Raw genomic sequence first — 25,778 nt, forward strand, 5'->3', positions numbered from 1 at the left:
CTCGGGTCAATCGAGCCCAGAATCGGGGTTGTTGCGTCGTTAGGTAAGGCTTGCTTTACTTACTCCTGGTCATTTTGCTCTTCTGAGGAGGAACCCCGATGCGGGTCGTCATGTTCGGCTATCAGACCTGGGGCCATCGCACCCTGAAGGCGCTCCTGGACTCCGAGCACGACGTCGTGATGGTCGTGACCCACCCCAAGAGCGAGCACGCCTACGAGAAGATCTGGAGCGACTCGGTCGCCGACCTCGCCGAGGAACACGGCGTCCCGGTCGTCATCCGCAACCGCCCCGACGACGAGGAACTGTTCCAGCAGCTCAAGGAAGCCGACGCGGACATCCTCGTCGCGAACAACTGGCGCACCTGGATCCCCCCGCGCATCTACACCCTGCCGCGCCACGGCACGCTGAACATCCACGACTCCCTCCTCCCGAAGTACGCGGGCTTCTCCCCCCTCATCTGGGCGCTCATCAACGGCGAGCCCGAAGTCGGCGTCACGGCCCACATGATGGACGAGGTGCTCGACGCCGGCGACATCGTCATGCAGCACTCGATACCGGTCGGCCCGACGGACACGACCACCGACCTGTTCCACAAGACGGTCGACCTGATCGCGCCCGTCACCATCGGCGCCCTCGACCTGATCGCCTCGGGCCAGACGGAGTTCACGAAGCAGGACCGCTCGCAGGCCACCTTCTTCCACAAGAGGGCCGAGGAGGACATCCGCATCGACTGGTCCTGGCCCGCGGAAACCCTGGAGCGCCTGGTCCGCGCCCAGTCCGCCCCGTACCCGGCCGCCTTCACCTTCCACAAGGGCAAGCGCCTGGAGATCCTCACGGCCGTCGTCTCCGAAGGGCGCTACGGCGGCACCCCCGGCCGCATCTTCTACCGCGAGGGCGAGGGCGTGGTCATCGTCGCCGGCGCGGACGCCCGTACGGGCCGCAACCACGGCCTGGCCATCACCCGCGTCCGCACCGAGGACGGCCGCGAACTCCCCGCGGCGGAGTACTTCAAGGCCATGGGCGGCTACCTCACACCCCGCCCCTGACCGGACGGGCGGCCCCCGCCGCCCCCTGAAACGCCGGCCCGCCCCGGACGGTCCCCGGGCGGGCCGGTTCCTTCTCCCCTCTTCCCCCGCCATGCACGCCGCGAGGGTGGTGTGCGACAGGGGCAGGCACATGCGGACCCGCCCTTTCCGCAAGGGTGACGGTCTCGTTCAGGAGACTGGAACATCGCGGTCACCTCGGCACCACCCGCCCGACGACCCGCAGTACGGCCTCACCGACCACGAACGCGAACTCCTGCGCCTGCTCGGCACCGGCCTCACCGACGAGGCCGCCGGCCAACGCCTGGGCCTCACCGACCGCACCATCCGCCGCCAGGTCGCCTCCATCATGGAACGCCTGGGCGCCACCAGCCGCTTCGAAGCCGGCACCAAGGCCGCCCAACGCGGCTGGCTCTGACGGCTGGCCGGCCCGCACTCAGCAGTCGTAACTCTTGAGCGTCTTCGCAGCACCGGTGGCCGACTTCAGGTAGTCGTTCTCCCCCTGAAGCTCCTTGAACTTCCAGGCGAGGACCCCGGCGGCCGTGGCGGCCAGAACGCCGGCGCCGGCCTTGGCCACGGCCCTCGCTCGGCCGAATTTACCGTCGGCCGTCCCGGCAGCATCCTCGCCGATGTCCTTGCCGACGGTCACGTGGCCCGTCCGGCGCGAGTGCTCTTGAGCCTCGCCGAGCTCTTCGCTCCGAAACGAGCACGATCCGCACTGGTAAAGCGTCATCAGCAAGCCCCTCCCCAAGGGAGACGAGCTTGCCACAGGCCACGTACCCCCGGGGGCTACTTGGTCATCCTCCGCAGCTCAGGGCCGGAGTGACGACTCCGGCCCCCCGCCATCTGCCCGTAGGTCAGGCGTCCTTCGCCACGCGCTCCAGGATCGCCACGCACTCCACGTGGTGCGTCATCGGGAAGAGGTCGAAGGCGCGCAGGGTGCGGACCTTGTAGCCGGCCTCCTGGAAGTAGGCCAGGTCGCGGGCGAGGGCGGCCGGGTCGCAGGCCACGTAGGCGATGCGGCGCGGGGTGAGGCCGGCTACCTGGCGGACCGTCTGCTTGCCGGCGCCCGCTCGGGGCGGGTCCAGGACGACCAGGTCGCATTCCGTGATGCCGGTCTTCGGGAGGATCGCCTCGACCTTGCCCTGCTCGATGCGGACGCGGGGGAAGTCGGTCAGGTTGTGCCGGGCGTCCTCGACCGCGCGCTTCGTCGACTCGATGCCGAGGACGGCGCCCGTCTCGCCGAGGCGCTCCGCCAGGGCGCCCGCGAAGATGCCGACGCCGCAGTAGAGGTCGAGGGCCATCTCGCCCTTGCGCGGCATCAGGCCCTGCATGACGGCCTTGATCAGGGTGTCGGCGGCCTGCGGGTGGACCTGCCAGAAGCCGCCCATGCCGACGCGGTAGGTGCGGCCGTCCGCGCGCTCGCGCACGAAGGGGCGGCCGTGGACGCGGTGGACCCCGCCGTCCTTCTCCTCGACGCGCAGGACCGAGACCGGCTTGTCCAGCTCGACCAGCGGGAGGCGGCCGCCGGGGCGCGGGGTGAGGACGACCTGGCGGTCGCCCGAGCCGGTCGCGGCGATCGCCTCGACGGTGGCCATCTGCGGCCAGTCCTGCTGCTCGATGCCCAGCTCGGTGACGCCCGGAGCCGCGATCATGCAGTGGTCGACCGGCTGGATGTCGTGCGAGCGGTGCTTGCGCAGGCCCGCGACGCCGTCCACGTCGATCGCGTACTGCACGCGGGTGCGCCACTGGGGGACCTGCCCGGCGGGCACCTTGTCGCCCTCGGCCGGCATGACCGTACCGTCCCAGCCGGCCTGCTCCGGGGTGAGTCCGGCGAGGCGCAGCAGCTGCTCGGCGACGACCTCGCCCTTGAGCCGGCGCTGGGCGCCCGGCTTGGCGTGCTGCCAGTCGCAGCCGCCGCACTTGTCCGGGCCGGCGTACGGGCAGGGGGCCTCGACGCGGTCCTTGGAGGGGTCGAGGACGGTCACGGCGTCGGCGCGCAGGAAGCGGGAGTCGGTGTCGCCCTCCGTCACGCGCGCGACGATCTTCTCGCCGGGCAGGGTGTGCCGGACGAACAGGACGCGGCCCTCGGCGGTCCGGGCGATGCAGTGCCCGCCGTGTGCGACGGGGCCGACCTCGACCTCGTACTCCTCCCCGACCAGTGACTGCTTCTCGTTCTGCTCGCTCGTCATGGTGGGGAGACTCCAAGGAGATGTGGATCAGAAGATCGGATCGGATCAAAAGGAACGGCCGGACGGCCGACCCACCAGTTTACGTGGATCTCGTCCGGCCGTTCGCCACCCGGTGGACGGGCTGCGGGGCTACTTCCCCGCCGGGTCCTTCGGACGCGGTCGCGGGGTGTCGACCGGCCCGCGGCGCACCGCGCCCGGGGCGTTCCACTCCGCGCGCTTCTTGGCGCGCTTCTTCGCAAGCTCGGAGGATTCCAGCTGGTAGGGCACCGAGGTGACCATCACCCCGGGGGTGAAGAGCAGCCGGCCCTTGAGGCGCAGCGCGCTCTGGTTGTGCAGCAGGTGTTCGTACCAGCGTCCGACCACGTACTCGGGGATGTACACGCTGACGGCGTCGCGCGGGTTCTCGCTGCGCAGGCCCTTGACGTACTCGACGACCGGGCGGGTGATCTCGCGGTACGGGGAGTCGAGGATCTTGAGCGGGACGTTGATGCCGCGCCGCTCCCACTCCTCGCGCAGGGCCTTGGTCTCGACCGGGTCGACGCTGATGCTGAGCGCCTCCAGCCGGTCCGAGCGGGTCAGCTTGGCGAAGGCCAGGGCGCGCAGGGTGGGCTTGTGGACCTTGGAGACCAGGACGATGGAGTGGACCCGGGAGGGGCGCACGCTGTCGTCGCTGGGGCCCTCGGCGGCGGCGATCTCGCTGGCGACCCGGTCGTAGTGCTTGCGGATCGCGGTCATCGTTCCGTAGAAGATGACCATGCCGAGCAGGGCGACCCAGGCGCCGTGGGTGAACTTGGTGGCCAGGACGACCACCAGCACCATGCCGGTGAAGAAGGCGCCGAAGGTGTTGATCGCGCGGGAGCGGTGCATCCGGCGGCGGGCCGCGGGATCGCGCTCGGCGCGCAGGTGGCGGTTCCAGTGCCGGACCATGCCGATCTGGCTCAGTGTGAAGGAGACGAAGACGCCGACGATGTAGAGCTGGATCAGCTTCGTAGAGTCGGCGTCGTAGATCCACACCAGCAGCATCGCGGCGCCCGCGAGGAGCACGATGCCGTTGGAGAAGGCGAGCCGGTCGCCGCGGGTGTGCAGCTGGCGCGGCAGGTAGCGGTCCTGGGCGAGGATCGAGCCGAGCAGCGGGAAGCCGTTGTACGCGGTGTTCGCGGCGAGGAAGAGGACCAGCGCGGTGGCCGCGGCGAGCACGATGAAGAGGAAGCTGCCGTTGCCGAAGACGGCCTCGGCGACCTGGGAGATGACCGGGTGCTGGACGAAGCCGGGGCCGACCGGGGTGCCGTTCGCCAGCAGGTCCGCGGCGGGGTTCTCGGCCATCTTGACGTCGGTCGCCATGGCGAGGCCGATGATCCCGCAGAACATGGTGACGGCCAGCAGGCCCATGAGGGCGAGGGTGGTGGCCGCGTTCTTGCTCTTGGGCTTGCGGAAGGCGGGCACGCCGTTGCTGATGGCCTCGACGCCGGTGAGGGCGGCGCAGCCGGAGGAGAAGGCCCGCAGCAGCAGGAAGACCAGGGCGAATCCGGCCAGACCCTGGTGTTCGGGTTTGATCTCCAGGGCGGCCGTGGGGGCCTCCATGGTGTCGCCCATGACGATGCCGCGCCAGGCGCCCCACGCGATCATGACGAAAACGGCGCCCACGAAAACATAGGTCGGGATGGCGAAGAGCTTCCCGGATTCCTTCATGCCGCGCAGATTCATCAGCGTCAGCAGCAGAATCATGATCATCGCGGAGAGCACTTTGTGCTCGATGACGAAATCGACGGCGGAGCCGAGATTCTCGACCCCGGAGGAGATCGACACGGCGACCGTGAGGACGTAGTCGACGAGCAGGGCGCTCGCGACGGTGAGGCCGGCCCGGGGTCCGAGGTTGGTGTTCGCGACCTCGTAGTCGCCGCCACCGCTGGGGTAGGCGTGGACGTTCTGCCGGTAGGAAGCGACCACCGTGAACATCAGCACGACGACCGCGACGGCGATCCAGGGGCTGAAGTGGTACGCCGACACGCCCGCGATCGACAGGACCAGCAGAACCTCGCCAGGGGCATATGCCACCGAGGAGAGCGGGTCGGACGCGAACACGGGGAGGGCGATCCGCTTGGGAAGGAGGGTTTCCCCGAGGCGGTCGCTGCGTAGCGCCCGGCCGATCAGGATCCGTTTGGGCACGTCGGTCAGTTTGGACACGCAGAGGATCGTAAGCGTTCGAAATCAGCCTGACGAACCCCCCACCCCTATACGGCGGGAAGTCCCACCGCATCCAGGGCAAAGGAGCCCCGCATCCAGGGCATACGAGCCCCGCCTGCGGTCCAAATGGTCACACTGGTGACCGCCCGTGTGTAGCTTGGGCCATGGTCTGAGACCCTGTTAAGCCAGAGCAGCAATGAGGCTGGAACCCAGCGAGCCGCTGACAGCCGGAAGGACGGCCGTGCACATCGTCATTATGGGCTGCGGAAGAGTGGGCTCCGCCCTCGCGCAGACCCTGGAACAGCAGGGGCATACGGTCGCGGTCATCGACCAGGACCCCACCGCATTCCGCCGGCTGGGCGCCGGATTCGGCGGCCGTCGCGTCACCGGGGTCGGGTTCGACCAGGACACGCTGCGTGAGGCCGGCATCGAGGAGGCGGGCGCCTTCGCCGCGGTGAGCAGTGGTGACAATTCCAACATCATCGCCGCCCGGGTGGCCCGTGAGATGTTCGGCGTCGAGAACGTCGCCGCCCGCATCTACGACCCCAAGCGCGCCGAGGTCTACCAGCGTCTGGGCATCCCCACCGTCGCGACCGTGCGCTGGACGGCCGACCAGATGCTCCGCCGGCTGCTGCCTTCGGGCGCCGAGCCGCTGTGGCGCGACCCGAGCGGCGGTGTCCAGCTCGCGGAGGTGCACACCTCCCCCGCCTGGATCGGCCAGAAGGTCAGCCGGCTCCAGGAGGAGACCGGCGTCCGCGTGGCCTTCCTCACCCGGCTGGGCGAGGCCATGCTGCCGACGTCGGCGACCGTCCTCCAGGAGGGCGACCTCGTCCACGTGATGATGCGCACGGACGAGATCGACAAGGTGGAGGCTTCCTTCGCCGAGGGGCCTGAGGAGGCACACGCATGAGGGTCGCGATCGCCGGAGCCGGCGCGGTGGGGCGTTCCATCGCGGCCGAGCTGCTGGAGAACGGCCACGAGGTGCTCCTCGTGGACAAGGCCCCGACCGCCATCTCGGTGGAGCGGGTCCCGCAGGCCGAGTGGCTGCTGGCCGACGCCTGCGAGATCACCTCGCTCGACGAGGCCGCGCTCCAGCGCTGCAACGTGGTCATCGCCGCGACCGGCGACGACAAGGTGAACCTGGTCGTCTCCCTCCTCGCCAAGACCGAGTACGGGGTGCCCCGGGTCGTGGCGCGGGTGAACAACCCGAAGAACGAGTGGCTCTTCAACGAGTCCTGGGGCGTGGACGTGGCCGTGTCCACGCCGCGCCTGATGTCGGCACTGGTCGAGGAAGCCGTCAGCGTCGGCGACCTGGTCCGGCTGCTGCGCTTCAGCCACGGCGACGCCAACCTCGTCGAGCTGACCCTGCCCGCCGACTCCCAGGTCGCAGGCAAGCAGATCAGCGAGATCACCTGGCCCGAGGACACCTCGCTGGTCACGATCATCCGCGGCAACCGGGTGCTCACGCCGCACGGCGAGGAGACCCTGGAGCCGGGCGACGAGCTCCTCTTCGTGGCCGCCCAGGCCCGCGAGGAGCAGCTGGAGGACCTCCTCCAGGCCGCGGACTGACCTGCGGGTCCCGCCGAACCGCCGAAGGGGCGGCCGACCGTCACGGTCAGCCGCCCCTTCGTGCATCCCAGGGCGTACGAGCCTGCGTGCGCGGCCGGGCCGGTCCGCGGCGGCGGTGCCCCTGCGGGGCCGTCCCCTCCACCGTTCCCCGGGCTGCGCCCGGACCCCCGCCTCACACGCCGGCGGGGCTGATTCAGCTCCCCGCGGCCTTCGCCGCCTTCGCCGCCTTCTCCGCGGCCTCCTCGGCCTCCCACTCCTCGATCACGTTGATCGGCGGCGGCGCCTGCGCCAGGAAGAGCCAGGTGAAGTACACCGCGAGCACCATCGGCGGCAGCTTGAGCGCGATCAGCACCCAGCCGAGCTGCGTCGCGTCGCCCCACCAGTACAGCGGGAAGAGGATCGCGTACTTCGCGAGGAAGATCAGGCCCCAGGCCAGGCTGGCCTTGACGTACGCCTTCTTGCGCCCCGGGTTGCGCGTGCGCCAGGAGAGGTTCTCCTTGAAGACCGGCCCCAGGATCACCCCCAGCAGCGGGAAGCCCACCAGCGCGGAGAGCGTGAAGGCGACGCCGAGACCGGCGCCGTAGATCATGCCGGGCAGGTAGAAGCCCTTCGCGCTGCCCGTGAACAGGGCGAAGGCCACGCCCACGCCCACGCCGAAGACCCCGCTGAAGGCGTGCTTGACGGTGTCCTTGCGCAGCAGCCGCACGATCACGAGCAGGACCGCGACCGCACCCGCCGCGATGGCGGACAGCTTCACGTCCTTGTTGATCGTGTAGATCATGACGAAGAGCAGGCCGGGGAGCATCGTCTCCACGGTGCCCCGGATGCCGCCGAAGGCGTCGAAGAGGGCGGCCTGCGTGACGGCCTTCTGGTCCGCCGAGGGTTCCGCGGCGGGATCCACGGGTCGCGCGTCCGGCGCGTCCGGGGTGGTCGGTTTGTCGAGTGACGTCACCGTCAGTGCTCCTGTCCGAGCGGTCGGAGTTCGTACTTCGGGTTGAAGAGCACCCGACGGCCGTGGCTCATCGAGATCCGCCCGGAGGCGATCATGCGACGGCCGGGTTCGATTCCCACGATCGAGCGACGTCCGAGCCAGACGACGTCCAGCGCGGCCGAGCCGTCGAACAGCTCGGCCTCCAGGGCGGGGACGCCCGCGCGCGGCCGCAGGGTGACGGTCCTCAGGGTCCCGGTCACCTTCACTATCTGACGGTCGTGGCAGTCGCAGATCCGCGTGCACCCCGCGGCTTCTGCGTCCTCCTGCAGCTCAGCCGAATGCAGCTCCTCCTGCGAGGTGGACAGCCGCTCTATCATCCGGCGGAACCGGCCCGCCGGCCTGGCGGGCTTCGCCGGCTTCGCGGGCTTCTCGGGACGCGGTTCAGCACTCATACAGGAAGCGTACCGGCGCCCCCACTACCTCTCGAAGCGGTATCCCATGCCCGGTTCGGTGATGAAGTGCCGCGGATGCGAGGGGTCGGCCTCCAGCTTGCGCCGCAGCTGGGCCATGTAGACCCGCAGGTAGTTGGTCTCGGTGCCGTACGAGGGCCCCCAGACCTCCTGGAGGAGCTGCTTCTGGCTGACCAGTTTCCCGCCGTTGCGGACCAGCACCTCCAGCAGGTGCCACTCGGTGGGCGTGAGGCGTACGTCGCGTCCGGCGCGCACCGCCTTCTTCGCCGCGAGGTCCACCGTGAAGGTGTCGGTCTCGACGACCACCTCGTCCTCGCCGGCCCCGGCGCCCGGTTCGGCCCGCCGGACGGCGGCGCGCAGCCTGGCGAGCAGCTCGTCCATGCCGAAGGGCTTGGTGACGTAGTCGTCGGCGCCCGCGTCCAGGGCCTCGACCTTCTCGTCGGAGCTGTGCCGGGCGGAGAGGACCAGGATCGGGACCCGGGTCCAGCCGCGCAGCCCCTTGATCACCTCGACTCCGTCCATGTCGGGCAGGCCGAGGTCGAGGACGACCACGTCGGGGTGGCGGGCGGCCGCCAGTTCCAGGGCGCTCGCCCCGTCGGCGGCCGCGTCGACCTCGTACTTGCGTGCCTTCAGGTTGATCACGAGGGCCCGGACGATCTGGGGTTCGTCGTCCACCACGAGCACCCGGGTCATCGGGGTCCTGCCTTCTGTCGTATCGAATCGAGATCGGAATCCGCCGGGTGTCCCCCGGCATCTCCCGGCTCCGGGCCCGCGGCCCCGCCGGGCGCGCTGCGTCCCTCGCCGTCGACGCTGACGGGGAGCTGCGGCCGCCCGCCGGTCACCGCGCGCAGCGTGAGCACCATCGTGAGCCCGCCGCCGGGCGTGTCCTCGGCCTCCAGCGTGCCGTCCATGGCCTCGGCGAAGCCGCGCGCGACCGCCAGCCCGAGCCCGACCCCGGCGCCGCGCGGCGCGTCGCCGTGCCGCTGGAAGGGGGCGAAGATCCGGTCCTTGGCCTCGTCGGGCACGCCCGGCCCGCGGTCCACGACCCGTACCTCGACCCGGTCGCCGAGGAAGCTGGCTGCCACCAGGACCTGTTCCTCCGGCGGGCTGTACTTCACCGCGTTCTCCACCACGTTGGCCACGGTCCGCTCCAGCAGCCCGGGGTCCACGGCCACCATCGGCAGGGTCTCCGGGACGTCCAGCAGCACGCTGCCCTCGGGTACGCCGCCCAGCGCCATCGGGACCACCTCGTCGAGGTCGATCTCCCGGATCAGCGGGGTGACGGTGCCGGTCTGGAGCCGCGACATGTCGAGCAGGTTGCCCACGAGGTGGTCGAGCCGGTCGGCGCCGTCCTCGATGCCCTCCAGCAGCTCGGCCCGGTCCTCCTCGGACCATTGCACGTCGTCGGAGCGCAGGGAGCTCACGGAGGCCTTGATGGAGGCCAGGGGCGTACGCAGGTCATGGCTGACGGCGGCCAGCAGCGCGGTCCGGATCCGGTTGCCCTCCGCCATCCGGCGGGCCTCCTCCGCCTCTCCGACCAGCCGCTGCCGGTCGAGCACGACGGCGGCCTGGGCGGCGAAGGCGCCGAGCACGCGGCGGTCCTCGGCGGGCAGCACCCGTCCGGACAGGGCCAGCGCCATGTGGTCGCCGATCGGCATGTCGACATCGGCGTCCTCGGGGCGGGCGACCGGGTTGGGTCCGACGCTGCCGGCCGGCCGCCAGGGCTCGACGTCGCTCTCCCGCTCCAGCAGGGCCACCGATTCCATGGCGAAGGTCTCGCGCACCCGTTCCAGCAGGGCGTCCAGGGTGGTCTCGCCGCGCAGCACGCTGCCGGCGAGGAAGGAGAGGATCTCGGACTCGGCGCGCAGCCGGGCGGCCTGGTGGGTGCGGCGGGCGGCGGCGTCGACCACGGAGGCCACGGAGCCCGCGACGCCGAAGAAGACCGCGATGGCGACGATGTTCTTGGGGTCCGAGATGGTGAAGCGGTGCAGGGGCGGGGCGAAGTAGTAGTTCAGCAGCAGGGAGCCGACGGCGGCGGAGGCCAGCGCCGGCCAGAGCCCGCCGAGCAGGGCCGCGCCCACGGTCAGGGCCAGGAACAGCAGCATCTCGTTGGCGAGGCCGGGGTCGTTGTCGATGTGCGTCAGCAGGGTCGCCAGCGCCAGCGGCAGGGCCACCCCGACCGCCCAGCCGGCCAGCAGCCGGGTCCGGCCGAGCCGGGCCGCCGAGCGGGCCACGGGCCGCAGTCCGCGGCCCTTGGCGACCTCCTCGTGCGTGACGATGTGCACGTCGAGGTCGGGCCCCGAGTCGCGGGCGACGGTGGCGCCGACCCCGGGGCCGAAGACGTACCGCCAGGAGCGGTGGCGGCTGGAGCCGAGCACGATCTGGGTGGCGTTGACCCCGCGGGCGAATTCGAGCAGCGCCTCGGGGACGTTGTCGCCGATCACATGGTGAAACGTTCCGCCGAGGTCCTCGACCAGGGTCCGCTGGACCGCGAGCTCCTTGGGCGAGGCCGCGGTCAGCCCGTCGCTGCGGGCGATGTAGACGGCCAGGATCTCGCTGCCGGAGCCCTTGGCCGCGACCCTGGAGGCGCGCCGGATCAGGGTGCGCCCCTCGGGCCCGCCGGTGAGGCCCACGACGATCCGCTCGCGCGCCTGCCAGGTGGAGCGGATGTTGTGCTCGCCCCGGTACTGCTGGAGGTACTCGTCGGCCCGGTCGGCGACCCACAGCAGCGCGAGCTCGCGCAGCGCGGTCAGGTTCCCGGGGCGGAAGTAGTTGGACAGGGCCGCGTCGACCTTGTCGGACTTGTAGATGTTGCCGTGGGCCATGCGGCGGCGCAGGGCCTGCGGGGACATGTCGACGAGCTCGATCTGGTCGGCGCGGCGCACGACCTCGTCGGGGACGGTCTCGCGCTGCCGCACCCCGGTGATCGACTCGACCACGTCGCCCAGGGATTCCAGGTGCTGGATGTTGACGGTGGAGATCACGTCGATCCCGGCGCGCAGCAGCTCCTCGACGTCCTGCCAGCGCTTGGCGTTGCGCGAGCCCGGCACGTTGGTGTGGGCCAGTTCGTCCACCAGGGCTATGGCGGGCTTGCGGGCCAGCAGGGAGTCCACGTCCATCTCGGTGAAGGCTGCGCCCCGGTACACGAGCTCCTTGCGCTCCACCTGCTCCAGGCCGTGCAGCATGACCTCGGTGCGCGGCCGCCCGTGGTGCTCGACGAAGCCCACGACGCAGTCGGTACCGCGCTCGACCCGGCGGTGGCCCTCCGAGAGCATGGCGTACGTCTTGCCCACACCGGGGGCCGAGCCGAGATAGATCCTGAGCTTGCCGCGTCCCATGGGGCCATTCTCCGGGACGCCCGCCCCGTTCTCGCGCCGATGGGCCGCTGTGGGCGGATCTCTGACGCTTCCCTGACACCCCCGGCCCGGACACGGCCGTGGGGGGGGGGGGGGGGGGGGGGGGGGGGGCGGGCGGCGCGGGGGGGGGGGGGGGGGGGGGGGGGGGGGCGGCGCGCCGGGGGGGGGGGCCCCCCCCCCCCCCCACCCCCCCCGGCCCCCCCCCCCCCCCCCCCCCCCCCCCCCCCGCGCGGCCCCCCCCCCCCCCCCCCCCCCCCCCCCCCACGGCCGTACGGGATCGTGCCGCGGTCGGCGGACCTCAGCGGACCTCGGTGATCTCCGGGCCGCGCTCCAGCTGGCCCATGCCACCGCCGAAGCGGGAGCCTTCCTGGTCCCCGGCCTCCTCGGTCTGCACGCCGTCCGGCACCATCTGCGCGTCGTTCGGCAGCTTCAGGACGATCGGGTCGCGCGGGGCCATCGGGCCCTCGCCACGGACCACGACGGTGTCCAGGAAGATCCGCTCCAGCACGCCGGCCGACTCGGGACGCACCGCGCCCTGGCCGGAGATGACACCGCGCAGGAACCAGCGCGGGCCGTCCACCCCGACGAAGCGGACCAGCTGGGCGCCGGTCTGTCCGTCCGGGAGCGGTACGGGTACCTGCGCGCGCAGCTCCCAGCCCAGCGGACCCTCGACCTCGTCGATGATGCCGCCCTGCTTGGTGATGCCCTCGGCGATCTCCTCGCGGACCTCGCCCCAGATGCCTTCCTTGCGGGGCGCGGCGAAAGCCTGCAGCTGCACGGCACTGTCGCCGAGCACCACGGTCGCGGCGACGATCGCGTCTCCGGCGACCTCGACGCGCAGCTCCATGCCCTCGACACCCGGTACGAGGATGCCGCCGAGGTCGACCCGGCCCTCCTCGGGGTTGCCGGGGACCTCCGAGAGGTCCCACGGGCCGTCGGGACGCGGGGCCGGCGGCAGGTTCACCCTGCGCGGCGAGGCCGCGTCGGTCTCCTCCGTGCCGTCCTGCTCATCGGCACCGACGCCGTCGACGACCTGCTCGGCCGCGCCGCCGTCCTTGACGGAGTCGTTCTTCTTGCGACGTCCGAACACGTCACTGTCCTTCCCGGTCGGATACGACCGAAGCGTAGCCATTCCCACCCTGCTGACCAGCGCCGGATCCGGCCACGGCCGCATGACCACCGGTGGAGCCGAAACCCCCCTCGGCCCGCGCCGAGTCGGGAAGCTGCGCCACCTCGTGGAAGCGCACCTGCTCGACTCGCTGGACAACCAGCTGGGCAATGCGGTCGAAACGCTCGAATTTGACGCTCTCGCGCGGGTCGAGGTTGACCACGATCACCTTGATCTCCCCACGGTACCCGGCATCCACCGTCCCGGGGGCATTCACGAGTGCGAGCCCGCAGCGGGCGGCCAGGCCCGAGCGCGGGTGCACGAAGGCGGCGTACCCCTCGGGGAGCGCGATGGAGATCCCGGTGGGCAGGACCGCCCGCTCCCCCGGCTCCAGCTCCGCGGCCACGGTGGTGACCAGATCGCAGCCGGCGTCGCCGGGGTGCCCGTAGGCCGGAATCGGCACCTCCGGGTCCACGCGCCGGATGGCCACGTCCACGCCGGTGTTGTTCTCAGACATCAGGGGTTCACCTCGAAGGCGCGTGCGCGCCTGACCTGGTCCGGGTCGGCCATCGCCGCCCGGATCTCCTCGGGCCGTCCGTTGTCGATGAAGTGGTCGACCTTCACCTCGATGAAGAGGGCGTCGGCGCGCAGCGCGACCGGGCCCTGCGGTCCGCCTATTCGGCCGACCGCGCTGGAGTAGATCTTCCGGCCGGCGACGGCGGTGACCTCGGCCTCCAGGTACAGCACGGTGTCCACCGGTACCGGCCGGACGAAGTCCGTCTCCAGCCGGCCGGTCACCGCGATGACGCGCAGCAGCCAGTTCAGGGAGCCGAGGGTCTCGTCGAGCGCCGTGGCGAGGACGCCGCCGTGCGCGAGGCCGGGCGCACCCTGGTGGGCGGCCTTGACCGTGAACTCGGCGGTGACGCGCACGCCCTCGCCCGCGCGGGCCGCCAGGTGCAGTCCGTGCGGCTGGCCGTCGCCGCAGCCGAAGCAGTGCTCGTAGTGCGCGCCGAGGAGTTCGCCGGGGGCCGGGGCATCGGGGTGCCGCACCGGCGCCGTGGCGTCGGCGGGGGGCGTCAACGCTGTGTTTCGTCCACTCACAGCCGCAGACCTTACCCGCGCGGCTACCCGCCGGTCGCCTCGTGGCAGGCTTGGCCGCATGCAGCTCTCCCCCGCGCACCACGACGAACGTCTGACAGCCCCCCGTTCCTGGTGGGCCATCACCGCCCTCACCGGTCTGGCCTGCGCGCTGATGCTGCTCCCGCTGGGCACGCTGCCGCTGCTGGCCGGGCTGGTCGGGGGCACCGCGCTGACGGGGCTGATGGTGAGTTCGTACGGTTCCCAGCGGGTCCGCGTGGTGGGCGGCGCGCTGGCCGCCGGGGAGGCGCGGATCCCGGTGTCGGCCCTCGGTGACCCGGAGGCGCTGGACGCCGAGGAGGCGCGCGCCTGGCGCACGTACAAGGCAGACACCCGCGCCTTCATGCTGATGCGCAGCTACGTGCCGACGGCGGTGCGTGTCGAGGTCACCGACCCGGCCGACCCGACCCCGTACGTCTACGTCTCCACCCGCGAGCCGCAGGCCCTGGTGGCGGCCATCCGTGCGGCGCAGGGCCGGGACTGACCCGGCCGGGCCCGGTCCCGCGGACCGGTGGCGGCGCCGGGCTCAGTCCCGCGGGTCGACGGCGCCGGGGTCGATGGCCCGCGGGTCGAACATCCAGCCCTCGACCGCGGCCCTGGCCGGCCCGGGAAGGGGTTCGGCGGGCCGTTCAAGGGGCGGGAGCTGCGGCAGCGCGTTCCAGGGCACGGCGCGGGCCCGCAGGTCCGTACGCACCTTCTCGGCGAGTTTGCGGGTGTCGCGGCGGTTCATGACCGCTCCGACCGCGGCGCCGACCATGAACGGCATCAGGTTCGGCAGGTTGCGGAACATCCGCTTCATGATCTGCTGGCGCAGTTCGCGCTTCATCTGGCCGCCGAGCGCCGCGTTCAGCGTGGTCGGCTTGGTCAGGTCGACCCCGCGCTCCTCCGTCCACGACGTGAGGTAGGCGACGCTGCGGTCCTTGAGGTTGCCGGGCGGCCGCTGGCCGTACACCTCGTGGAGTTCGGCGATGAGCTTCAGCTCGATCGCGGCGACCCCGGTGATCTCGGCGGCCAGCTCGGCCGGCATGGCCGGGGGCACCGGCAGCATGGCGGCGGCGCCGATCCCGGCTCCGACCGTGGAGGTGGCGTTGGCGGCGCCCGAGATCAGTTTGTCGGCCAGCTGATCGGGCCCGAGGCCCGGGAACTGCGCGCGCAGGGTCGCGAGGTCCCGAACCGGAACGCGCGGGGCGTTCTCGATGACTCGGTCGGTGAGGTAAAGGGCGGCGGCCCTGGCACTTTCGCCGCCCTTGCGCACACCGTTCTTGACGGCTTGCAGCCGACGGACCCCGGAGTGCTTCCGGGGCCCCTCGCCGGCCTCGGAGGCCGACGGCACCGCCTCGGCGGTGTCGGGGAGCACGGCGGGTACGCCGGGGGCTCCAGGGCCCGTTACCAGGCCTTCGGTTCCCTCGCGCGTCTCCGCCGGATCACCAGCTTTTCGGAAGCGGCGCTTCCGAAATGGTGTCGAGCCAGTCACGGCCGATGCCTCTCAGTCGCATTCGCGGCAGATCGGCTGACCGTTCTTCTCGCGCGCGAGCTGGCTGCGGTGGTGCACCAGGAAGCAGCTCGTGCAGGTGAACTCGTCGGCCTGCTTCGGCAGGACCCGTACGGCCAGTTCCTCGTTGGAGAGGTCTGCGCCGGGCAGGTCGAGGCCCTCCGCGTTGTCGATTTCGTCCAGGTCGACGTTCGAGGACGACTTCTCGTTGCGCCGGGCCTTCAGCTCTTCGATGCTGTCGTTGTCTACGTCGTCGTCGGTCTTGCGCGGGGTGTCGTAGTCCGTTGCCATAGTTCGCTCTCCCCCTCTGGGATTTAGCGGGTGTCTCAGCGCACGTAACGCGCGAGAGGCCGGACTTGTGCCCGACCTGAGGCGGAGATTTTGCCTCACATCAAGGTCTGTTACTCAATCGACACCCAGCCGCACATTCAGAAGAGCGATTGGCTGGGATGACGACCGGGACCGTACACGGTCCGGGGCCCGTCTTGCACAAACGCCACCCCATGTATTTCCCGCCGCTAGGGGGGCCGGAAACCCGGACTTCCCGGGCTTTCCGGCCGCCCCAAGGTCACTGAGCGCATAGGGACGGACACTCGACACTGTGATCGATCGCACAGAAGTCACTGTCTTCACTACCCAAGCATTCAGCCAACAGCGAACACGGGGTGCCTCGGCTCACAAGGGCAGAGTGACGCGCATCACGAGGCCACCGCCCTCGCGGGGGACCGCCTGGATCCGCCCGCCGTGTGCGCGTGCCACGGAGCGCGCGATAGAGAGGCCCAGCCCGACACCCTTGTCGCTGCCCGTGCGCTCCGTACGCAGCCGTCTGAAGGGCTCGAAGAGGTTGTCCACCTCGTACGCGGGAACCACGGGACCCGTGTTCGATACCAGCAGGACCGCCTGCCCGTGCACGGCCTCGGTGGTGACCTCCACCCAGCCGTCCTCGGGCACGTTGTAGCGGACGGCGTTCTGCACCAGGTTGAGCGCGATCCGCTCCAGCAGCACGCCGTTGCCCTGGACGACGGCCAGCGCGCGCTCGCCGCGGATCTCCACGCCCTTGGCCTGCGCCTCCCCGCGCGCCTGGTCGAGGGCGCGCGAGGCCACCTCGGCCAGGTCCACGGGCTTGCGCTCGATGATCTGGTTGTCGCTGCGGGCCAGCAGCAGCAGGCCCTCGACCAGCTGCTCGCTGCGCTCGTTGGTGGCGAGCAGGGTCTTGCCGAGCTGCTGGAGCTCCACCGGCGCCCCGGGATCGGAGAGGTGCACCTCCAGCAGCGTCCGGTTGATGGCCAGTGGGGTCCGCAGCTCGTGCGAGGCGTTCGCCACGAACCGCTGCTGGGCCGTGAAGGCCCGCTCCAGCCGGTCGAGCATCTCGTCGAAGGTGTCGGCGAGCTCCTTGAGCTCGTCGTCCGGACCGTCCAGCTCGATCCGCCGGGTCAGGTCGGAGCCGACCACCCGGCGGGCGGTCCGGGTGATCTTGCCCAGCGGCGAGAGCACCCGTCCGGCCATCGCGTAGCCGAAGGCGAAGGCGATGATGCTCAGCCCCATCAGCGCCATCAGCGAACGGCTCAGCAGGTCGTCCAGCGCGTGCCGGCGCTGTTCGAGGATGCACGAGTTGATCGCGGCGTTGAACTGGTCGGGCATCTGGCCGGTCCCGCTCACGCCGGGGCAGCTGCTCGTGACCTGGATCGGTCCGCCGCCCACGATCGTGAACGGCAGCGCGTTGCCCTGGCGCAGTGCCTGGGCCGCCAGCAGGTAGATGATCGACAGCAGCAGGATGCCGGCGATCAGGAACATCCCGCCGTACAGCAGCGTGAGACGTATGCGGATGGTCGGCCGCAGCCAAGGGAAAGGACCCTCGGGCTGGCCGGGGTCCCAGGTCGGTTTCGGTGGCGCCGAGGGTGGCGCCGGGGTCGCTGCCACCCGCGTCAGATCCGGTAGCCGGAACCGGGGACGGTCACGATGACCGGCGGCTCCCCCAGCTTGCGGCGCAGCGTCATCACCGTCACGCGCACCACGTTGGTGAAGGGGTCCGTGTTCTCGTCCCACGCCTTCTCCAGGAGCTGCTCGGCGGACACGACCGTGCCCTCGCTGCGCATGAGGACCTCCAGCACCGCGAACTCCTTCGGCGCCAGCTGCACCTCCTTGCCCTCGCGGAACACCTCGCGCCGGTTCGGGTCCAGCTTGATCCCCGCGCGCTCCAGCACGGGGGGCAGCGCGACCGTGGTGCGCCGGCCCAGCGCCCGTACCCGGGCGGTCAGCTCGGTGAACGCGAAGGGCTTGGGCAGGTAGTCGTCCGCCCCGATCTCCAGGCCCTCGACCCGGTCGCTCACGTCGCCGGAGGCCGTGAGCATGAGCACGCGGGTGGGCATGCCGAGCTCGACGATCTTCCGGCACACGTCGTCGCCGTGCACGAGCGGGAGGTCCCGGTCGAGCACGACCACGTCGTAGTCGTTCACTCCGACGCGCTCCAGGGCCGCGGCACCGTCGTACACGACGTCCACGGCCATGGCCTCCCGGCGCAGTCCGGTGGCCACCGCATCGGCGAGCAGCTGCTCGTCCTCGACGACGAGTACGCGCACGTCGTTTCCTTCCTCAGAGCCCGTCAGGGCAGGGGTGTCATGTGGCCTCCATCCTGCCCCTTTCGCCGGTAAACCGGCTGTAAGACGCCGCTCGCGGGCGCCCGCGGGGTGACGCGAGGGACGGAAGTGAGGATTCCCTGGCCTTACGAGGTTTCTGGGTCCGACCGGGCGGGGAGGACGACTTCACACCCCGAACACCTCCCTGACGGCGCACTGCCACGTGCCGCCGCCGACCCACGAAGAGGGGGCGAACCCACCATGGACGCATTCACCGCGGGTCTCCTGCAGCGCATCAGGAGCACGCAGTCGGACCTCAGGCAGGCTCGCGAGACGGGCGACGACTTCCTCGTGGAAGTGGAACAGGCGGAGCTGGAAGACCTCCAGCGCATCGCAGCCGATCACGGCGTTCCGGTCACCGTCTCCGCCTGCTGACCCAGGTCTCCGCCCGCCGGCTCCAGCCGCCGGCACCCACCACCCCCGGACCCCGGAGGCCGCCACCCGGCCGCCGGGGTTCCTTCATGCCCAGGGGCTGACGGAGCCCTCAGTCGTGCCAGGCCCCGGCTTCCTCCAGCAGCGGCTGCAGCGAGGCGAACACCGCGGGGGTCGCGGCCAGCGCGAGACCGCCCGAGGCGGGCTCGCCGGGACGGCCGCCCGTCACCGCGCCGGCCTCCCGCGCGATCAGCTCGCCCGCCGCCAGGTCCCAGGGGTTCAGCCCGCGCTCCCAGTACCCGTCCAGCCGTCCGGCTGCCACGTCGCACAGGTCGATCGCCGCCGAACCTCCCCGCCGGACGTCCCGGACCAGCGGGATGATCCGCTGCGCGACCCCGGCCTGGTGGGCCCGCCGGGTCTGGACGTACGCGAATCCGGTGCCGATCAGCGCCTGGTCCAGCGGAGCGGCCGGCCGGCAGGTGAGGCGGACCCCGCCCAGCCAGGCCCCGCGCCCCAGCACCGCGTGGTACGTCTCCCCGCGCATCGGGGCGGCCACGACCCCGGCCACCGTCTCGCCGCGGTACTCGGCCGCGATGGACACGCCCCAGGTGGGCAGCCCGTAGAGGTAGTTCACCGTGCCGTCCAGCGGGTCGATGACCCATCGCACGCCGCTGGTTCCGGCCGAGTCCGAGCCCTCCTCGCCCAGCAGCCCGTCCTCGGGCCGCCGCTCGCCGAGGATCCCGGTGATCAGCTTCTCCGCCGCGATGTCCATCTCGGTCACCACGTCGATCGGGCTCGTCTTGGTCGATGCGACCGCCAGATCGGCGGGCCGCCCGTCCCTCAGCAGCGCGCCCGCCCGGCCCGCCGCCTCCAGGGCCACGTCCAGCAGTTCGGTCTTCAGCTCTTCGGAGATCACGCCCGGCTCCCGTTCATCGACTCGTACGGATGTCACTGCGCGGCCCTACGCGTACGGGCTGTCCGCGCCCGCGGCCGCCGGCCGGGGCCCGCGGGCCGGGCAGCAGCCCACCGCGCACAGATCGTGGCTCGCCCCGAGCAGCCCGAGCGCGCACCGCTCCACGGCCTCCCCGCGTTCCGCCGCGGCCCGCTCCAGCACGAGGTCCCGTACCGCCGCCGCGAACCGCGGGTCGGCGCCGACGGTGGCCGAGCGGGCGACGGGCAGCCCCAGCTCGGCGGCCTTCGCCGTCGCCTCCGTGTCGAGGTCGTAGAGCACCTCCATGTGGTCCGAGACGAAGCCGATGGGCACCATGACCACCGCCGGGGCGCCCGCCGCGTGCAGGGCCTCCAGGTGGTCGCAGATGTCCGGCTCCAGCCACGGGATGTGCGGGGCCCCGCTGCGCGACTGGTAGACGAGCTCCCAGGGCAGCTCGGTACCGGTCTCGGCCCGGACCGCGTCGGCGATCAGCTTGGCGACGTCCAGGTGCTGTTTGACGTAGGCGCCGCCCTCGCCGCCGGAGGTGTGCTCCCCGGCCGGGCCGGAGGTGTCCGCGGCCGCGTTCGGGATGGAGTGCGTGGTGAAGGCCAGGTGCGCCCCGGCACGGACCTCCTCGGGGAGCGAGGCCAGCGAGGCGAGCACCCCGTCGATCATGGGCTGCACGAAGCCGGGGTGGTTGAAGTAGTGCCGCAGCTTGTCGACCCGGGGCAGATCGGCCTCGGCCACGCCCTCTTCGACGAGCAGGGCGAGCGCGTCCGCGAGGTTCTCGCGGTACTGCCGGCAGCCCGAGTACGAGGCGTACGCGCTGGTCGCGAGCACCGCGATGCGGCGGTGCCCGTCGGCGGCCATCTCACGCATCACGTCGTCCAGGTACGGAGCCCAGTTGCGGTTGCCCCAGTACACCGGCAGGTCCAGCCCGTGCCCGGCGAAGTCCTTGCGCAGCGCGTCCAGCAGCTCACGGTTCTGCCCGTTGATCGGACTGATCCCGCCGAAGCCGAAGTAGTGCTGCCCGACCTCCTTCAGCCGCTCGCGCGGGATGCCCCGGCCTCGCGTGACGTTCTCCAGGAACGGCACGACGTCGTCGGGCCCCTCGGGGCCGCCGAAGGACAGCAGCAGGAGGGCGTCGTAAGGGGCGGCGGGGCCTTCGGCCGAGCCGGCGGCGGTGGCGCGGAGCTGGTCAGACATGCCTCGAATCCTGCCACCCGAGCCCGCCGGGCGGAAAACAGGACCGGAGGGCGGGACCCGCGCGGGGCCGTCCGGCCCGGGCCGGAGGGCACCCCGGCCGCCGTCCGGTTCCTCCCCGAGCGGGCGGCTTGTGCGCGGCCGTAACCTGTATGGGCCAATGACGTCCCTTACGGAGGGCACCTTGCCCAGTCCCTACCGCGCGATCTTCGCCGCCCCCGGGAGCCGGGGCTTCAGCGCGGCCGGCCTCATAGGCCGGCTGCCGCTCTCCATGGTCGGCATCGGCATCCTGACGATGATCTCCGAGCTCACCGGCCGGTACTCGCTGGCCGGCGCCCTCACCGCCACCCTCGCGCTCTCCGCCGCCTTCATCGGTCCGCAGGTCTCCCGCCTGGTCGACCAGTACGGCCAGCGCCGCGTCCTGCGCCCGGCGAGCCTGCTCGCGGTGCTGGCCATCTCCGGGCTGCTGCTGTGCGCGGCCAACCACACGCCCGATTGGACCCTGTTCCTCTTCACCGCGCTGGCCGGCTGCGTGCCCAGCGTGGGCGCGATGATCCGGGCCCGGTGGACGGCCATCTACCGGGACTCGCCGCGCGAACTGCACACGGCGTACTCCCTGGAGTCCGTCCTGGACGAGGTCTGCTTCATCTTCGGGCCGATCCTCGCCATCGGGCTCTCCACCACCTGGTTCCCCGAGGCGGGCCCGCTGGTCGCCGGGGTCTGCCTGATCGTGGGCGTGTGGTGGCTGACCGCGCAGCGCGCCACCGAGCCCGTCCCGCACCCGCGCGGCGCGGACGCCGACCGGACCTCGGCGCTGCGCTCCCCCGGACTCCAGGTGCTGGTGGCCACCTTCGTGGCCACCGGGGCCATCTTCGGCTCCATCGACGTGGTCACGCTGGCCTTCGCCGAGGAGCAGGGGCACAAGGCCTGGGCCAGCTTCATCCTCGCGATCTGGGCCGTCGGATCCTGCCTCGCCGGCATCGTCTTCGGCCTGCTGCACCTCAAGGGCAGGGCCGAACCCAGGTGGGTGCTGGGCATATGTGCGATGGCCGTGAGTATGATCCCCCTCCTACTGGCCGGGAACCTTCCGTTTCTGGCCGTGGCGCTCTTCGTCTCGGGCCTCGCCATCGCTCCCACGATGATCACCACGATGGCCCTGATCGAGGCGCACGTACCACGCGCGAAGCTGACCGAGGGGATGACCTGGACGGGCACCGGGCTCGCGGTCGGGGTCGCGCTCGGGTCCTCCGTGGCCGGCTGGGTCATCGACGCCGCCGGCGCGAGGACCGGGTACGTCGTCTCCATCTCGGCGGGGGCCGCCGCGGCGGCGGTTGCGTTCGCGGGTTACCGCCGGCTGACGAGGCCGGCGCAAGGGGAGGAGCCTTCCAACGATGGCGACGACGGGGACAGCAGGCAGCAGCGGGACACGGACCGCCGCGTGGCATAACTGGGCGGGCAACATCAGCGCCACGCCCGCGCGCGTGGTCACCCCGGCATCGGTCGGGGAGCTCCGGGAGGCGGTCCGCCGGGCCGCCGCGGACGGGCTGAAGGTGAAGGCGGTCGGCACCGGCCACTCCTTCACCGCGGCCGCCGCGACGGACGGCGTACTGATCCGCCCCCAGGCCCTGGCCGGGATCCGGGCGATCGACCGCGAAGCGGGTACCGTCACCGTGGCGGCGGGCACGGTCCTCAAGGACCTCAACCTGGCCCTCGCCAAGGAGGGTCTGTCGCTCACCAACATGGGCGACATCATGGAGCAGACGGTCTCGGGCGCCACCAGCACCGGCACCCACGGAACCGGCCGCGACTCGGCCTCCATCGCCGCCCAGATACGCGGCCTGGAGCTGGTCACGGCCGACGGCGAGCTGCTGACCTGCTCCGAGAAGGAGCATCCCGAGGTCTTCGCGGCGGCCCGGCTGGGCATCGGCGCGCTCGGCGTGGTCACCTCGCTCACCTTCGCCGTCGAACCGCTCTTCTTCCTGACCGCCCGTGAGGAGCCCATGAGCTTCGACCGGGTGACGGCCGAGTTCGACCAGCACCACGCGGAGAACGAGCACTTCGAGTTCTACTGGTTCCCGCACACCGGCAACTGCAACACCAAGCGCAACAACCGCAGCCAGGGACCGGCCGCCCCGCCCGGAGCCGTCTCCGCCTGGGTCGAGGACGAGCTGCTGTCCAACGGCCTCTTCCAGGCCGTCAACTCCTTCGGCCGCGCCGTCCCGGCGGCCATCCCCTCCATCGCCCGGATCGCGAGCCGCGCCCTGTCCGCGCGCACCTACACGGACATCCCGTACAAGGTGTTCACCAGCCCGCGCCGGGTGCGGTTCGTGGAGATGGAGTACGCCCTTCCGCGCGAGCGGGCCGTGGAGGCGCTGCGGGAGCTGAAGGCCATGGTGGACCGCTCCGGCCTGCGGATCAGCTTCCCGGTGGAGGTGCGCACGGCTCCGGCGGACGACATCACCCTGTCGACGGCCTCGGACCGGGAGAGCGCGTACATCGCGGTGCACATGTACAAGGGCACCCCGTACCAGGCCTACTTCACGGCCGCCGAGCGGATCTTCACCGAGTACGGCGGGCGGCCGCACTGGGGCAAGGTGCACACGCGGGACGCGGAGTACTTCGCCCGGGTGTACCCGCGCTTCGGGGAGTTCACCGCGCTCCGCGACCGGCTCGACCCGGACCGGGTCTTCGGCAACGACTACCTGCGGCGCGTACTGGGCGACTGAGCCCGGGCGGCCGGGCCTCAGGGGGCCGGGCCTCAGGGGGTCGGCGACCCCTGGCCGGTGCCCGGCGTCGGGGACTTCGGGGGCGGGCTGCTCGGCGAAGGGGACTTCGGGGGCGTGGTGTCCGGCGAAGGGTCGGGCTTCGGCGGGGTCGGGCTGGGGCTGGAGGAGGGGTCGGCGGACGGCGAGGTGTCCGGGTCGGGCTCGGGGCTCGGGCCGCCCTTCGAGTGCGAGGGGTTCGGGGAGGTCCCGGTGTCCGGGGTCTTCCCGCCCTTCCCGCCCGTGCCGGTGCCCGACGGGGCCTCGGGCCGCTCCGGCTTGTGGTCGCGGGCCGTGCCGACGCCGCCGGTGAGGAGCGTCTTGCCGTCCGCGCTCACCGAGGTGCCGGCGACCGCCTCGTAGGTCCCCAGGCCGCCGAGCGCTATGGCGAAGGCCGCGCCGGAGGCCACGGCCGTGCGCTTCCAGCCCCGCATCCGGGTGCCGTGGACCGTGCCCGCGCCGAACTCCTCGTCGGGCAGCGGGCCTCCGCCGGATACGGTGCCCAGCAGCATCGTGCCGTCCGGGGCCCTCCCCGCGGGGGCGGACCCGGGAACCTCCACCGGGACCTGACGGGCCCTCGGCCGGGCCGTCTCGCGGATCTGGTCGCCGGTGCGGCGGAAGAAGTGCTGGATGACGGGTCCGCCCGCGGTGGCCACCACGCTCACCACGCCGGCGCCGAGGATGGTCCCGTAGACGCCCATCTTCGAGGCCAGCAGGGCCGCCGCGACCGTGGCGAGGGAGGAGCCCGCGACCTGAGCGGCACTCAGATCGAGCTTCTTCTTCTCCTTCTCCTGCTCCGGCCGCACGTCCAGCACCGTCTTCTGACCCATCGCCATCCCCTGCGTGTCCTGCCCCTCGCGCTCCAACGCCTTCTCCCGTTACTGACACGTCAGCGAAACGGATAGTTCCGTTTCCGGAGATTCTGTGAAGCAAGACACCCGAAATCGGGCGCACACGCAGGTCCGCCCCGATGGGGACCCGATCCAGGGCAGCCCAACTCCCGCCGTCCGGGACAAGTTCGGCGGCGCGGCGGTCCACCCAGGTGGCCCGAATGGAGTACTGTGGCGAGCCCTGGGGCCGTCCTTCCTTTCGGATGTCCGGACTCGGGAGAGGGGGCCGGCTGATGGAAAAACGGCACTCGAGACCGGCGATGCCGCGGTATTGCTCGGGATCCTGCTGCGCACAGTAATCGTTCGGTCACTGTGCGTACCCAACAGGTAACCGTGCCATAACAGCGATCAAGGGCGCATGCCCGACACGCCGGTTTAACTCGGCAAGGTAGTGGCAGGCTGCACCCGGGCAGGCCACACTCGACTAGCGGAAGCAGCGACGCACGTGACGTCGGCAGGCACCACCCGGGAGGTCCCCATGCCCGAACTGCGTGTCGTGGCCGTCTCAAATGACGGCACACGACTGGTGCTCAAGGCTGCGGACAGCACGGAGTACACGCTTCCGATCGACGAGCGTCTCCGGGCTGCCGTGCGCAACGACCGTGCGCGCCTGAACCAGATCGAGATCGAGGTGGAGAGCCACCTCCGCCCCCGCGACATCCAGGCCCGCATACGAGCCGGTGCCTCCGCGGAGGAGGTCGCCCAGCTGGCGGGCATCCCCGTCGACCGCGTGCGCCGCTTCGAGGGCCCCGTGCTCGCCGAGCGCGCGTTCATGGCGGAGCGGGCCCGCAAGACCCCCGTGCGCCGGCCCGGCGAGAACACCGGACCCCAGCTCGGCGAGGCCGTGCAGGAGAGGCTCTCGCTGCGCGGGGCCGAGAAGGAATCCGTCCAGTGGGACTCCTGGCGCCGCGACGACGGCACCTGGGAGGTCCTCCTGGTGTACCGGGTCGCGGGCGAACCGCACTCGGCGAGCTGGACGTACGACCCGCCGCGCCGGCTGGTCGTGGCCGTGGACGACGAGGCCCGCTCGCTGATCGGCGAGTCGGACGACCTGCCGGCGACCCCGGAGCCGAGCTTCCCGTTCGTGCCGAGGATCGCGCGGCTGCCCCGCGACCGGCCGCTGGACCGCGCGCTCGACCGCCAGATGGAGCGGCCGACCGCGCCCCCTCCCCCGCCGGAGCCGGAGCCCGAGGAAGAGCGGGACACGCTGACGGCCCTGCTGGAGGCGGTACCGAGCTTCCGCGGGGACCTGGTGGTCCCCGAGCCGGTGAGCGAGCCGGAGGTGGAGGAGCCGCCCGCCGCCGCCTCGGCGTCGGCCGGTGCGGGTTCCGCGTACGCCGACGTCCTGATGCCGCGCACCGTGGCGGGACACCGGGACCGGCTGACGGGCACCACCGACCGGCAGGCGGAGGCCGACGGAGTGCGGCCCGGCCGCCGCGCGGCGGTGCCGAGCTGGGACGAGATCGTCTTCGGCACCCGCCGCAAGAAGCAGGAGTAGCGGC

General features: G+C 71.7%; 26 protein-coding genes. 9 read left to right on the forward strand and 17 right to left on the reverse strand.

All coding sequences use genetic code 11. The features are described from left to right. The first annotated feature begins 98 nt into the window (after window positions 1-98). Window positions 99-1,046: a methionyl-tRNA formyltransferase gene (locus ACIA8F_RS10745; RefSeq protein WP_399377940.1), complete on the forward strand. Its 948-nt coding sequence runs from the start codon at window positions 99-101 to the stop codon at window positions 1,044-1,046. 130 nt (window positions 1,047-1,176) lie between these two features. Next, on the forward strand, window positions 1,177-1,461 hold the full coding sequence (locus ACIA8F_RS10750; protein ID WP_399377941.1) for a LuxR C-terminal-related transcriptional regulator: 285 nt from the start codon (window positions 1,177-1,179) through the stop codon (window positions 1,459-1,461). An 18-nt stretch (window positions 1,462-1,479) separates the two neighbouring features. On the opposite strand, the gene ACIA8F_RS10755 is transcribed toward ACIA8F_RS10750, so the two are convergent. The 3 genes from ACIA8F_RS10755 to ACIA8F_RS10765 form a co-directional block, all read right to left on the reverse strand. Further along, window positions 1,480-1,776 (reverse strand): hypothetical protein, encoded by a 297-nt coding sequence (locus tag ACIA8F_RS10755; RefSeq protein ID WP_399377942.1) that lies wholly within the window; start codon window positions 1,774-1,776, stop codon window positions 1,480-1,482. 124 nt (window positions 1,777-1,900) lie between these two features. Further along, the gene (locus ACIA8F_RS10760) at window positions 1,901-3,235 is read right to left on the reverse strand and encodes a class I SAM-dependent RNA methyltransferase (RefSeq protein ID WP_399377944.1); all 1,335 of its coding nucleotides are present in this window, start codon (window positions 3,233-3,235) and stop codon (window positions 1,901-1,903) included. A gap of 129 nt (window positions 3,236-3,364) precedes the next feature. Continuing rightward, a complete protein-coding gene (locus ACIA8F_RS10765; protein WP_399377945.1) occupies window positions 3,365-5,419 on the reverse strand; it encodes an APC family permease in 2,055 nt (684 codons plus the stop codon). A gap of 241 nt (window positions 5,420-5,660) precedes the next feature. Between ACIA8F_RS10765 and ACIA8F_RS10770 the strand changes: the two genes are divergently transcribed. Both ACIA8F_RS10770 and ACIA8F_RS10775 read left to right on the forward strand, forming a co-directional pair. Next, window positions 5,661-6,329, forward strand: coding sequence for a potassium channel family protein (locus tag ACIA8F_RS10770; RefSeq protein ID WP_399377946.1), 669 nt, complete (start codon window positions 5,661-5,663; stop codon window positions 6,327-6,329). After that, on the forward strand, window positions 6,326-6,988 hold the full coding sequence (locus ACIA8F_RS10775; protein WP_383938273.1) for a potassium channel family protein: 663 nt from the start codon (window positions 6,326-6,328) through the stop codon (window positions 6,986-6,988). Before ACIA8F_RS10770 ends, ACIA8F_RS10775 begins: the two co-directional genes overlap by 4 nt. A gap of 193 nt (window positions 6,989-7,181) precedes the next feature. Here ACIA8F_RS10775 and ACIA8F_RS10780 read toward each other — a convergent pair whose 3' ends face one another. The 7 genes from ACIA8F_RS10780 to ACIA8F_RS10810 form a co-directional block, all read right to left on the reverse strand. Then, window positions 7,182-7,940, reverse strand: coding sequence for a DUF3159 domain-containing protein (locus tag ACIA8F_RS10780; protein ID WP_399377947.1), 759 nt, complete (start codon window positions 7,938-7,940; stop codon window positions 7,182-7,184). 2 nt (window positions 7,941-7,942) lie between these two features. Further along, a complete protein-coding gene (locus tag ACIA8F_RS10785; RefSeq protein ID WP_112451269.1) occupies window positions 7,943-8,371 on the reverse strand; it encodes an OB-fold nucleic acid binding domain-containing protein in 429 nt (142 codons plus the stop codon). A 24-nt stretch (window positions 8,372-8,395) separates the two neighbouring features. Next, the gene (locus ACIA8F_RS10790) at window positions 8,396-9,082 is read right to left on the reverse strand and encodes a response regulator (protein ID WP_383938266.1); all 687 of its coding nucleotides are present in this window, start codon (window positions 9,080-9,082) and stop codon (window positions 8,396-8,398) included. Then, window positions 9,079-11,727, reverse strand: coding sequence for a DUF4118 domain-containing protein (locus ACIA8F_RS10795; protein WP_399377948.1), 2,649 nt, complete (start codon window positions 11,725-11,727; stop codon window positions 9,079-9,081). Before ACIA8F_RS10795 ends, ACIA8F_RS10790 begins: the two co-directional genes overlap by 4 nt. 316 nt (window positions 11,728-12,043) lie before the next feature. Beyond that, on the reverse strand, window positions 12,044-12,835 hold the full coding sequence (locus ACIA8F_RS10800; RefSeq protein WP_399377949.1) for a DUF3710 domain-containing protein: 792 nt from the start codon (window positions 12,833-12,835) through the stop codon (window positions 12,044-12,046). 1 nt (window position 12,836) lies between these two features. After that, window positions 12,837-13,370, reverse strand: coding sequence for a dUTP diphosphatase (gene dut / locus ACIA8F_RS10805; protein ID WP_399377951.1), 534 nt, complete (start codon window positions 13,368-13,370; stop codon window positions 12,837-12,839). Next, entirely contained in the window at window positions 13,370-13,954 is a 585-nt protein-coding gene (locus ACIA8F_RS10810; RefSeq protein ID WP_365919584.1) for a PaaI family thioesterase, read from the reverse strand. Before ACIA8F_RS10810 ends, dut begins: the two co-directional genes overlap by 1 nt. A gap of 58 nt (window positions 13,955-14,012) precedes the next feature. On the opposite strand from ACIA8F_RS10810, the gene ACIA8F_RS10815 reads away from it, so the two are divergent. Next, window positions 14,013-14,474, forward strand: coding sequence for a DUF3093 domain-containing protein (locus ACIA8F_RS10815; RefSeq protein WP_399377952.1), 462 nt, complete (start codon window positions 14,013-14,015; stop codon window positions 14,472-14,474). A gap of 42 nt (window positions 14,475-14,516) precedes the next feature. Here ACIA8F_RS10815 and ACIA8F_RS10820 read toward each other — a convergent pair whose 3' ends face one another. The 4 genes from ACIA8F_RS10820 to ACIA8F_RS10835 form a co-directional block, all read right to left on the reverse strand. Then, window positions 14,517-15,464: a hypothetical protein gene (locus ACIA8F_RS10820; protein WP_399377953.1), complete on the reverse strand. Its 948-nt coding sequence runs from the start codon at window positions 15,462-15,464 to the stop codon at window positions 14,517-14,519. 12 nt (window positions 15,465-15,476) lie between these two features. Next, window positions 15,477-15,773, reverse strand: a complete 297-nt coding sequence (locus ACIA8F_RS10825; protein ID WP_112451146.1) for a DUF4193 domain-containing protein — start codon at window positions 15,771-15,773, stop codon at window positions 15,477-15,479. A 384-nt stretch (window positions 15,774-16,157) separates the two neighbouring features. Then, complete coding sequence (locus tag ACIA8F_RS10830) at window positions 16,158-17,402, reverse strand: sensor histidine kinase (protein ID WP_399377954.1); 1,245 nt, start codon at window positions 17,400-17,402, stop codon at window positions 16,158-16,160. A 5-nt stretch (window positions 17,403-17,407) separates the two neighbouring features. Then, window positions 17,408-18,061 (reverse strand): response regulator transcription factor, encoded by a 654-nt coding sequence (locus tag ACIA8F_RS10835; RefSeq protein ID WP_112451148.1) that lies wholly within the window; start codon window positions 18,059-18,061, stop codon window positions 17,408-17,410. A gap of 258 nt (window positions 18,062-18,319) precedes the next feature. Between ACIA8F_RS10835 and ACIA8F_RS10840 the strand changes: the two genes are divergently transcribed. Beyond that, window positions 18,320-18,493, forward strand: a complete 174-nt coding sequence (locus ACIA8F_RS10840; protein ID WP_204357838.1) for a hypothetical protein — start codon at window positions 18,320-18,322, stop codon at window positions 18,491-18,493. Between the two features lie 109 nt (window positions 18,494-18,602). On the opposite strand, the gene ACIA8F_RS10845 is transcribed toward ACIA8F_RS10840, so the two are convergent. Next, complete coding sequence (locus ACIA8F_RS10845) at window positions 18,603-19,406, reverse strand: inositol monophosphatase family protein (RefSeq protein WP_399377955.1); 804 nt, start codon at window positions 19,404-19,406, stop codon at window positions 18,603-18,605. A gap of 45 nt (window positions 19,407-19,451) precedes the next feature. Continuing rightward, window positions 19,452-20,627, reverse strand: coding sequence for a ferrochelatase (locus ACIA8F_RS10850; protein WP_399377956.1), 1,176 nt, complete (start codon window positions 20,625-20,627; stop codon window positions 19,452-19,454). A gap of 181 nt (window positions 20,628-20,808) precedes the next feature. Here ACIA8F_RS10850 and ACIA8F_RS10855 point away from each other — a divergent pair, with 181 nt between their 5' ends. Together ACIA8F_RS10855 and ACIA8F_RS10860 are read left to right on the forward strand one after the other, a co-directional pair. Next, window positions 20,809-22,071 carry an MFS transporter gene (locus ACIA8F_RS10855; RefSeq protein ID WP_399377958.1) on the forward strand — a complete coding sequence of 421 codons (1,263 nt, stop codon included), beginning with the start codon at window positions 20,809-20,811 and terminating at the stop codon, window positions 22,069-22,071. Continuing rightward, window positions 22,016-23,350: a D-arabinono-1,4-lactone oxidase gene (locus ACIA8F_RS10860; RefSeq protein WP_399377959.1), complete on the forward strand. Its 1,335-nt coding sequence runs from the start codon at window positions 22,016-22,018 to the stop codon at window positions 23,348-23,350. Before ACIA8F_RS10855 ends, ACIA8F_RS10860 begins: the two co-directional genes overlap by 56 nt. A gap of 32 nt (window positions 23,351-23,382) precedes the next feature. Here ACIA8F_RS10860 and ACIA8F_RS10865 read toward each other — a convergent pair whose 3' ends face one another. After that, on the reverse strand, window positions 23,383-24,216 hold the full coding sequence (locus ACIA8F_RS10865) for a hypothetical protein (RefSeq protein WP_399377960.1): 834 nt from the start codon (window positions 24,214-24,216) through the stop codon (window positions 23,383-23,385). Window positions 24,217-24,754: 538 nt separating this feature from the next. On the opposite strand from ACIA8F_RS10865, the gene sepH reads away from it, so the two are divergent. Next, entirely contained in the window at window positions 24,755-25,774 is a 1,020-nt protein-coding gene (gene sepH / locus ACIA8F_RS10870) for a septation protein SepH (RefSeq protein WP_399377961.1), read from the forward strand. Window positions 25,775-25,778: the final 4 nt, after the last annotated feature.

Origin of the sequence: Streptomyces sp. NPDC051563 (assembly GCF_044454225.1) — a bacterium.
Classification (GTDB): domain Bacteria; phylum Actinomycetota; class Actinomycetes; order Streptomycetales; family Streptomycetaceae; genus Streptomyces.

What these genes read in the sequence shown, in the direction of transcription:
- ACIA8F_RS10745 (WP_399377940.1), top strand. Translation starts at nt 99, where the DNA reads ATGCGGGTCGTCATGTTCGGCTATCAGACCTGGGGCCATCGCACCCTG.
- ACIA8F_RS10750 (WP_399377941.1), top strand. Translation starts at nt 1,177, where the DNA reads ATGCGGACCCGCCCTTTCCGCAAGGGTGACGGTCTCGTTCAGGAGACT.
- ACIA8F_RS10755 (WP_399377942.1), bottom strand. Translation starts at nt 1,776, where the DNA reads ATGACGCTTTACCAGTGCGGATCGTGCTCGTTTCGGAGCGAAGAGCTC.
- ACIA8F_RS10760 (WP_399377944.1), bottom strand. Translation starts at nt 3,235, where the DNA reads ATGACGAGCGAGCAGAACGAGAAGCAGTCACTGGTCGGGGAGGAGTAC.
- ACIA8F_RS10775 (WP_383938273.1), top strand. Translation starts at nt 6,326, where the DNA reads ATGAGGGTCGCGATCGCCGGAGCCGGCGCGGTGGGGCGTTCCATCGCG.
- ACIA8F_RS10785 (WP_112451269.1), bottom strand. Translation starts at nt 8,371, where the DNA reads ATGAGTGCTGAACCGCGTCCCGAGAAGCCCGCGAAGCCGGCGAAGCCC.
- ACIA8F_RS10790 (WP_383938266.1), bottom strand. Translation starts at nt 9,082, where the DNA reads ATGACCCGGGTGCTCGTGGTGGACGACGAACCCCAGATCGTCCGGGCC.
- ACIA8F_RS10795 (WP_399377948.1), bottom strand. Translation starts at nt 11,727, where the DNA reads ATGGGACGCGGCAAGCTCAGGATCTATCTCGGCTCGGCCCCCGGTGTG.
- dut (WP_399377951.1), bottom strand. Translation starts at nt 13,370, where the DNA reads ATGTCTGAGAACAACACCGGCGTGGACGTGGCCATCCGGCGCGTGGAC.
- ACIA8F_RS10815 (WP_399377952.1), top strand. Translation starts at nt 14,013, where the DNA reads ATGCAGCTCTCCCCCGCGCACCACGACGAACGTCTGACAGCCCCCCGT.
- ACIA8F_RS10825 (WP_112451146.1), bottom strand. Translation starts at nt 15,773, where the DNA reads ATGGCAACGGACTACGACACCCCGCGCAAGACCGACGACGACGTAGAC.
- ACIA8F_RS10840 (WP_204357838.1), top strand. Translation starts at nt 18,320, where the DNA reads ATGGACGCATTCACCGCGGGTCTCCTGCAGCGCATCAGGAGCACGCAG.
- ACIA8F_RS10850 (WP_399377956.1), bottom strand. Translation starts at nt 20,627, where the DNA reads ATGTCTGACCAGCTCCGCGCCACCGCCGCCGGCTCGGCCGAAGGCCCC.
- ACIA8F_RS10860 (WP_399377959.1), top strand. Translation starts at nt 22,016, where the DNA reads ATGGCGACGACGGGGACAGCAGGCAGCAGCGGGACACGGACCGCCGCG.
- ACIA8F_RS10865 (WP_399377960.1), bottom strand. Translation starts at nt 24,216, where the DNA reads ATGGGTCAGAAGACGGTGCTGGACGTGCGGCCGGAGCAGGAGAAGGAG.
- sepH (WP_399377961.1), top strand. Translation starts at nt 24,755, where the DNA reads ATGCCCGAACTGCGTGTCGTGGCCGTCTCAAATGACGGCACACGACTG.